This is a genomic window from Streptomyces himastatinicus ATCC 53653, assembly GCF_000158915.1.
Classification (GTDB): domain Bacteria; phylum Actinomycetota; class Actinomycetes; order Streptomycetales; family Streptomycetaceae; genus Streptomyces; species Streptomyces himastatinicus.
In genome coordinates this window covers 1,496,354-1,503,148 of the sequence record NZ_GG657754.1, presented here as the reverse complement: position 1 = coordinate 1,503,148, position 6,795 = coordinate 1,496,354, and the positions used below count along the sequence as shown (strand labels likewise).

The following is a 6,795-nucleotide window of genomic DNA, read 5'->3' as shown; positions in this document are numbered from 1 at the left end:
GCGACCGTGCGGTGACCTCGACCCGCTGCCCGTCGATCGAGGTCACCGCCCTGTCGCGGGCGATCATCAGGGAGCGCTTCACGACGGCGTCGGCGTCGGTGACGACGGCACCGGGCTCGCGACGCGGTACGAGCGACCCCTCGGCCGTGTACGCGCGGTCGGCGAAGGCCTCGGCGACGACCGGCAGACCGGCCGCGCCGGCCGCCTCGTGCAGCCGCGAGCCGGGCAGACCGAGGACGGGCAGCGCCGCCTCCCCGCCCGCCAGGCGCACGCCCTCGACGACGGCCGCGGCCTGCTCCGCGTCGTGCACGCAGCGGTTGTAGAGCGCCCCGTGCGGTTTGACGTAACGGACGCGAATGCCCGCCGAGCGGGCGAAGACCTCCAACGCGCCGATCTGGTAGGCGATCTCGTCGGCCAGCTCGCGCGCCGGTACGTCCATGGCGCGCCGTCCGAAGCCCGCCAAGTCCCGGTACGAGACCTGGGCGCCGACGCGGACCCCGCGCTCGGCGGCCAGATCACACACCCGCCGCATGGTGGACGGGTCACCGGCGTGGAAGCCGCAGGCGACGTTGGCGCTGGTGACGACGGACAGCAGCGCCTCGTCGTCGGTGAGCCGCCAGTGGCCGAAGCCCTCGCCGAGGTCGGCGTTGAGGTCGATCGGCGCGCCGAGGGGTGCGTCGGTCATCGCTCCTCCGGAGGTCGGTGGTACGGCTGGGAATTCATGACGTGCGGTACTCCTCGTCCCGTACGTCCGTCACGAGCATCCGGCCCGGTGAGTGGGTGATCGCGAAGGGCGGGCGGGAGGCCATGACGGCCGCCTGCGGTGTCACCCCGCAGGCCCAGAACACCGGAATGTCGCCCGTCCGGAACTCTACCGAGTCGCCGAAGTCGGGCCCGGAGAGGTCGCGGATGCCGAGTTGGGCCGGGTCACCCTCGTGCACGGGGGCGCCGTGCACGGCGGGCATCGTCCCGCTCACCTCGCGCGCGGTGGGGACCAGCCCGGAGGGTATCGGCCGCATGGAGACCACCATCGGGCCCGAGAGCCGCCCCGCCGGACGGCACTGGCGGTCCGTCACGTACATGGGCACGTTGCGGCCCTGCTCGATGTGGCGCAGCGGCACGCCCGCGGCGGCGAGCGCCGTCTCGAAGGTGAAGCTGCACCCGATGAGGAAGGCGACCAGGTCGTCCCGCCAGTGGGCGGTCACCTCGGCCGGTTCGGCGACGAGTTCGCCGTGCTCCCAGACGCGGTAGCCGGGGAAGTCGGTGCGCAGGTCGGCGCCGTCGGCCAGCCGGGTGGCCACGGAACCGGGCCCGGTCTCGTCGAGGACCGGACAGGGCGCCGGATTGCGGCGGCAGAAGAGCCGTACGTCCTCCGCCCAGTCGGCCGGGACGGCGATGAGGTTGGCCTGGGCGTAGCCCGGGGCCCATCCGGCCGTCGGCGAGCTGAGGCCGGACCGGAACATCTCGCGCGCGCGGGCGGGGTCCGCGAGGGGTGTGGTGGCGCTCATGTCGTGCTCCCGTCCCTTGTCATCAGACCAGTTCACGGCCCCGGGTCTCGGGCAGGCCGAGGAGGGAGACGACGGCGATGCCGTAGCCCACGGCGCCGAACACCAGCGCTCCGCCGACGCCCCAGCTGCCGGCGAGGAATCCGACGAGGGTCGGGAAGAACGCGCCCACGGCACGACCGGTGTTGTAGGTGAAGCCCTGCCCGGTGCCGCGGACGGCCGTGGGGTACAGCTCGCTGAGGAACGAGCCGAAGCCGCTGAAGATGGCCGACATACAGAAGCCCAGCGGGAATCCGAGGACCAGCAGCAGGGTGTTCGCGCCGCTCGGGATGTGGGTGTAGACGAGGATGCAGCCGGCGGAGAGGAAGGCGAACAGCGCGATGGTCTTCTTCCGGCCCAGCCGGTCGGTGAGGTAGCCGCCGGTGAGGTAGCCGGTGAAGGCGCCCGAGATCAGCGACGTCAGATAGCCGCCGGTGCCGACGACCGTGAGGCCCCGCTCCTCCTTGAGGAACGTCGGGACCCAGGTGGCGAGCGTGTAGTAGCCGCCCTGGACGCCGGTGGCGAGCAGCGAGGCGAAGACCGTGGTCTTGAGCATCCCCGGGCGGAAGATCTCGGCGAACGAACCGCGCCTGGTGCTGTTGGCCCGCTGTTCGGCGGCCTGGGGCGCGTCGGTGACGTTCCTGCGGATGTAGAACACGAGCAGAGCGGGGAGGGCGCCGGTCCAGAACATCACGCGCCAGGCGAGGTCCTCGTCGACGAATTGGAAGACGAGGGTGTAGACGATCACCGCGAGGGCCCAGCCGACCGCCCAGGAGCTCTGGATGAAGGCGAGGGTGCGGCCGCGGTGCTTGGCGGAGGCGTACTCGGCCACGAGGATCGCGCCGACCGCCCACTCACCGCCGAACCCGAGCCCCTGGAAGGCGCGCAGCACCAGCAGCCATTCGTAGCTGGGCGCGAACCCGCAGGCCACGGTGAAGACCGCGTACGTGATCACCGTGATCATCAGCGCCTTCACCCGGCCGATCCGGTCGGCCAGGATCCCGGCGAGCGCACCGCCCACGGCGGAGACCACGAGGGTGACCGTGGTGAGCAGCCCGGTCTGGTCGCTGCTGAGCCCGTAGTACGCCGCGATGGCGACCATGCTCAGCGGCAGGGCGAAGAAGTCGTACGAGTCCAGGGCGTAGCCGCCGAAGGCGCCGTTGAAGGCGCGGCGGCCACGCGGTCCGAGGTCGCGGCGCCAGGCGAAGGCGCCGTTGTCCTCGGCGCCTTGGGCGGTGGGGTGAGATGTCGGATCTGTCTCGTTCGGGAGATTTGACGGTGTTGTCGGGGATGTGCTCATGGCCACCTCGCAGAGGGGGATGTGTGGCAGAGGCGTGAAATGCCGCCCCGAGAGTGAAGGGGATCGGGGGCGGTCGGGCTTGCCGGTCAACGTAGAGGATCGTTGAACGATCCGGCAATACCCATGTTGTTTCGTTCCTGTTTCTGCGGTTGACTGGTCGCAGGCAGAGGGCAAGGGGCGAGAAGAGAAGAGGGCGCGTGGGGAAGAACGGAGCCGGTCAGGCGGCGTTCGCCGGGCTGGCGGACGACCGTGCCCTCCTGGGGCGCACCAGCACCGCCGAGCGGGTGGCCGACATCCTGCGCAACCGCATCACGGACGGATTCATCCTGCCCGGCTCACGGCTGTCGGAGGACAGCATCGGCGGCGCGCTCGGCATCTCCCGCAACACCCTGCGCGAGGCGTTCCGGCTGCTCACGCACGAACGTCTGCTCGTCCACGAACTCAACCGCGGGGTCTTCGTCCGTGTGCTCACGGTCGATGACGTCGTGGACATCTACCGGGTGCGACAGCTCGTCGAATGCGCCGCCCTGCGCGGACTCGGCGAGCCGCCCTATCCACTCGACGCGCTGCGCCAAGCCGTGGCGGCGGGCGAGCAGGCCGACCGCGATGCCGCCTGGCGGGATCTCGGCACCGCCAACATCCGATTCCACCAGGGGATCGTCGCGCTGGCGGGTAGCCCGCGCACCGATGAGCTGATGCGGGGCGTGCTGGCCGAACTCCGCCTCGTCTTCCACACGATGGACGACCCCCGGCGCTTCCACGAGCCCTACCTCGACCGCAACCGGCAGATGCTGCGGGCACTGGAAGGCGGCGACGCGCCGCGCGCCGAGCAGTTGCTCGCCGCCTATCTGGAGGATTCGCTGGCTCAGCTCTCCGAGGCGTACGCCCAGCGGATCGGCTGACCTCTCGCCCGGTGGGCCACCCGCGCCGTTTCGCCGGCGGTGCCCGCCGTACTGCTCGAACTCACGGACCAGTACGGTCCCCTCAAGCGATTCACTCTTCGCCTTCTGAGGAGGCCACGCATGGCCCGAGTGCTGCTCACCGGCTTCCACCCGTTCGGCGGGTCGGTCGTCAACCCCTCATGGCAGGCCGTCTCCCTGGTCGCCGCCGACCCGCCGCCCGGTCTGACCGTGGCCACCGCCCGGCTCAGCTGTGTCTTCGGCACCGCCCTGGAGGAGCTGCGGGCCGCGGTGGAGCGGACCGACCCCGAACTGGTGGTGTGCGTGGGGGAGGCCGGAGGCCGCCCCGGCGTCACCGTCGAGCGGGTCGCCATCAACGTCAACGACGCGCGCATACCCGACGAAGCGGGACAACAGCCCCTCGACGGCCCGGTCGTCGAGGGCGGCCCCGCCGCGTACTTCTCCACCCTGCCCATCAAGGCGTGCGTCGCCGCCGTACGAGCCGCCGGGATCCCCGCCTCCGTCTCGCAGACCGCCGGGACGTTCGTCTGCAATCACGTCTTCTACGGCCTCTCCCACCTGATCGCCACCGAGCGGCCTGCCCTGCGCGGCGGCTTCGTCCACGTCCCGTACGCGCCCGAACAGGTCGTGGACCGGCCCGAACCGTCCCTGCCCGCCGCCACGGTCGCCGAGGCGCTCCGCGCGATCGTCACCACGGCGGCGAGCACGCAGACGGATGTGCGCAGCGCCGAAGGCGCGATCCATTGACCGACGGTCCGCCGGGCGGACCGGGGAACGTCCGCGAAGCCGTAGACTGACCGGTCGGTGAGTCACGGGAGACGCGCCGGTGTACGGGCATGACGCGCCCCGACATAGCGGGATCTCCGCGCCGTTTCGTGCGTTGTCGGTGCGACCGCCTAATCTGTGCGACGTGACATCTCCACCCCCCGGGGCCTCCACTGCGCCCCAGCTCAACGGCCATGACGGGGCAGCCCGCCCGGCGCCGGGACCGGCCGCCGACGAGGGCCTGGCCCGGCGGCTGCGCGCGCTCGCGTGCACGGCGCCGCTCCATGACCTGGACACCCGCAAGGCCAACCTCGCGGGCGAGTACGGGGTGTACGCGATGGCCGAGGTCGCCCTCTCCGCCATCGACCTGGTCACGCTCAACATGGACTTCGACACCGGCGCCGACCACGAACAGATAGTGGCCAGGCTGCTGCCCCGCGTCGCCGCCCAGGCCCCGGACCGGCCCGCCGCCGAGCATGAGCGCGTCGCCCGCTGGGTGCTGGAGAACCTGATCAACGTCGGCAGCGTGGACCGCGGCTTCCGCGCCGTGTACGGCACGTTCGGCGCCGACGGCGCGTATGTCCGCCGCGACTACGACTTCAAGCTGATCGAGGAGGTGCCGGGACCCGGTGGCGGCGTCTATCTGCGCACCACCGACGAAGCGGTCAACGTTCTGGTCGGCGCCCTCGACACGGACGTCACCAGCGCCCAGATCGCCGCCGAGGTCAAGCTCGAGGTCCTCATCAGCCGCGGCCGCCTCGCCGACGCCCAACTCGCCGCCGAGCAGGCCCGCTACCGCACCGTCCAGTACTCGGAGACGCTGCGCCGCACGCTGGACGCGACCCGGCGCAACGTCCGCGCGGTCGACTGGCTGCGCACCGTACCCGAGTTGATCACCGAGGCGCTGGACCACGTCGCCGACCGCTACCGCCACGAGAACGCGATCCTCACCAACATCCGCAAGGCGCGCGACGAGGCCGAGGGCGCCGAGCACAAGCGGCGCGCCGCCGAACTGGTCGACATCGTCAAGGACTGCATCCGGCGCCACACCCAGCTCCAGTCCCGGCTGCTGGAGGCCGGGCCGCTGTTCCGCGCCGAGCAGGACCGCCAGGCGTTCGCCCCGCCCGCCGCGCGCGCCGGACTCGACCTGTACGGACAGCTCCTCGCCCCGATCCTGCCGCTCCCCGTGGAGCAGGCCGGGCGCGTCACCGACGCCTTCTTCGCCCGCGGCACCGGAATGCGGACGCCCACCTCCGTTCGCGTCGGCGACCTGGTCGACATGCTCCTCACCCCGCCCGTCGAGCGGGAACACCTCGGCGCGGAGATGCCCGAGCCGGACCTCATCGCGACCCCCGACGACAGCCGCTTCAGCGAGGAACAGCTCGCGGTCGCCATGGAACTGCTCGACCTCCCCGCCGACGCCCCGCGCCGCCTCTCCGGCCTCCTCGCCGAGGCCCGCCGCCGCGACCCCGACCTGCCGTATCTGATCGCCCTCCTGGCCGTCCACGCCGCCAGCCCCCCGGTCGGCACCGCCTACCGCCAGGGCGAACAGCGGCTGCTGTTCGCCGTGGACGACGGCACCGAGCTGGAGGACCACGAATTCGGCGGCGCCGATCTCATAGTGGGCACCGCCCTCCTGGACGCCGCGGGCATGGCGGCGGACCGGACGGAGGTGGCGTGATGACCCCCGACCGGGACACGTCCCGTGCCGCCGCCCTCGCCGCACCCCGTGAGAACGCCCCGCGCAAGGAGCTTCACCCGTGACCGAGTACGACGCCGTTGACGACGCGGCACAGCCCGAGCCGGCCGAGGCGCCGAGCGGTCCGGCGGGCGGGGTCACGCCCGCCGACGCGGCCGACGCGGCGCGGCTGGTGTCCTTCGGGCTCCAGCCCAAGCTGCTGCCCGCCCGGGACGTCGAGTACGCCGAGCTGCTGCGCCGCTACCGCGACGAACCGGCCTTCGCCCGGCTCGCCGACGCCGTCGCCGCCGGGCTCGGCCTGATCGTGCTGGAGGTGTCCACCCGCGCCGGGATGGCCGTGACCGCCGCCGAGGACTCCGTCTTCGCCGTCCGCATGGGCGACTACGCCCGCCGCGCCGCCAGCGACTCCGCCGACCGCTTCCTGCACGGGCTCGCCCATCTCTCCGTCGCCGCCATGGCCTTCCCGCGCCCCGAGGACCTGGCCGACGACGGGTACATCGGCCGGGTCACCGTCAACGGCGTCGACGCCTTCGTACGGCAGGCGTGCGCCCGCCTGGAGGAGCGGGC

Annotated in this window: 6 protein-coding genes and 1 pseudogene; 4 read left to right on the top strand and 3 right to left on the bottom strand. The window is 72.2% G+C overall.

Annotation, left to right across the window (positions count from 1 at the left end; genetic code table 11):
- The 3 genes from SSOG_RS05685 to SSOG_RS05675 form a co-directional block, all read right to left on the bottom strand.
- Window positions 1-685 (bottom strand): LamB/YcsF family protein (locus SSOG_RS05685; protein WP_009713254.1); only part of this gene is annotated, 685 nt, incomplete at its 3' end.
- A 34-nt stretch (window positions 686-719) separates the two neighbouring features.
- Window positions 720-1,508 (bottom strand): putative hydro-lyase, encoded by a 789-nt coding sequence (locus tag SSOG_RS05680; protein WP_039936662.1) that lies wholly within the window; start codon window positions 1,506-1,508, stop codon window positions 720-722.
- 22 nt (window positions 1,509-1,530) lie between these two features.
- Window positions 1,531-2,844 carry an MFS transporter gene (locus SSOG_RS05675; protein WP_039936660.1) on the bottom strand — a complete coding sequence of 438 codons (1,314 nt, stop codon included), beginning with the start codon at window positions 2,842-2,844 and terminating at the stop codon, window positions 1,531-1,533.
- A gap of 197 nt (window positions 2,845-3,041) precedes the next feature.
- On the opposite strand from SSOG_RS05675, the gene SSOG_RS05670 reads away from it, so the two are divergent.
- From SSOG_RS05670 to SSOG_RS05655, 4 genes and pseudogenes are all read left to right on the top strand, one after another.
- Complete coding sequence (locus tag SSOG_RS05670; protein WP_009713251.1) at window positions 3,042-3,746, top strand: GntR family transcriptional regulator; 705 nt, start codon at window positions 3,042-3,044, stop codon at window positions 3,744-3,746.
- A gap of 120 nt (window positions 3,747-3,866) precedes the next feature.
- Window positions 3,867-4,511 carry a pyroglutamyl-peptidase I gene (gene pcp / locus SSOG_RS05665; RefSeq protein WP_009713250.1) on the top strand — a complete coding sequence of 215 codons (645 nt, stop codon included), beginning with the start codon at window positions 3,867-3,869 and terminating at the stop codon, window positions 4,509-4,511.
- A 163-nt stretch (window positions 4,512-4,674) separates the two neighbouring features.
- Window positions 4,675-6,210 (top strand): hypothetical protein, encoded by a 1,536-nt coding sequence (locus tag SSOG_RS05660; protein WP_009713249.1) that lies wholly within the window; start codon window positions 4,675-4,677, stop codon window positions 6,208-6,210.
- A 79-nt stretch (window positions 6,211-6,289) separates the two neighbouring features.
- Window positions 6,290-6,795, top strand: a pseudogene (locus SSOG_RS05655) (hypothetical protein); the annotation flags it as partial.

Bases quoted from the DNA above. Each gene is read 5' to 3' on its own strand.
- pcp (WP_009713250.1), top strand. From the start codon at position 3,867: ATGGCCCGAGTGCTGCTCACCGGCTTCCACCCGTTCGGCGGGTCGGTC.
- SSOG_RS05675 (WP_039936660.1), bottom strand. From the start codon at position 2,844: ATGAGCACATCCCCGACAACACCGTCAAATCTCCCGAACGAGACAGAT.
- SSOG_RS05680 (WP_039936662.1), bottom strand. From the start codon at position 1,508: ATGAGCGCCACCACACCCCTCGCGGACCCCGCCCGCGCGCGCGAGATG.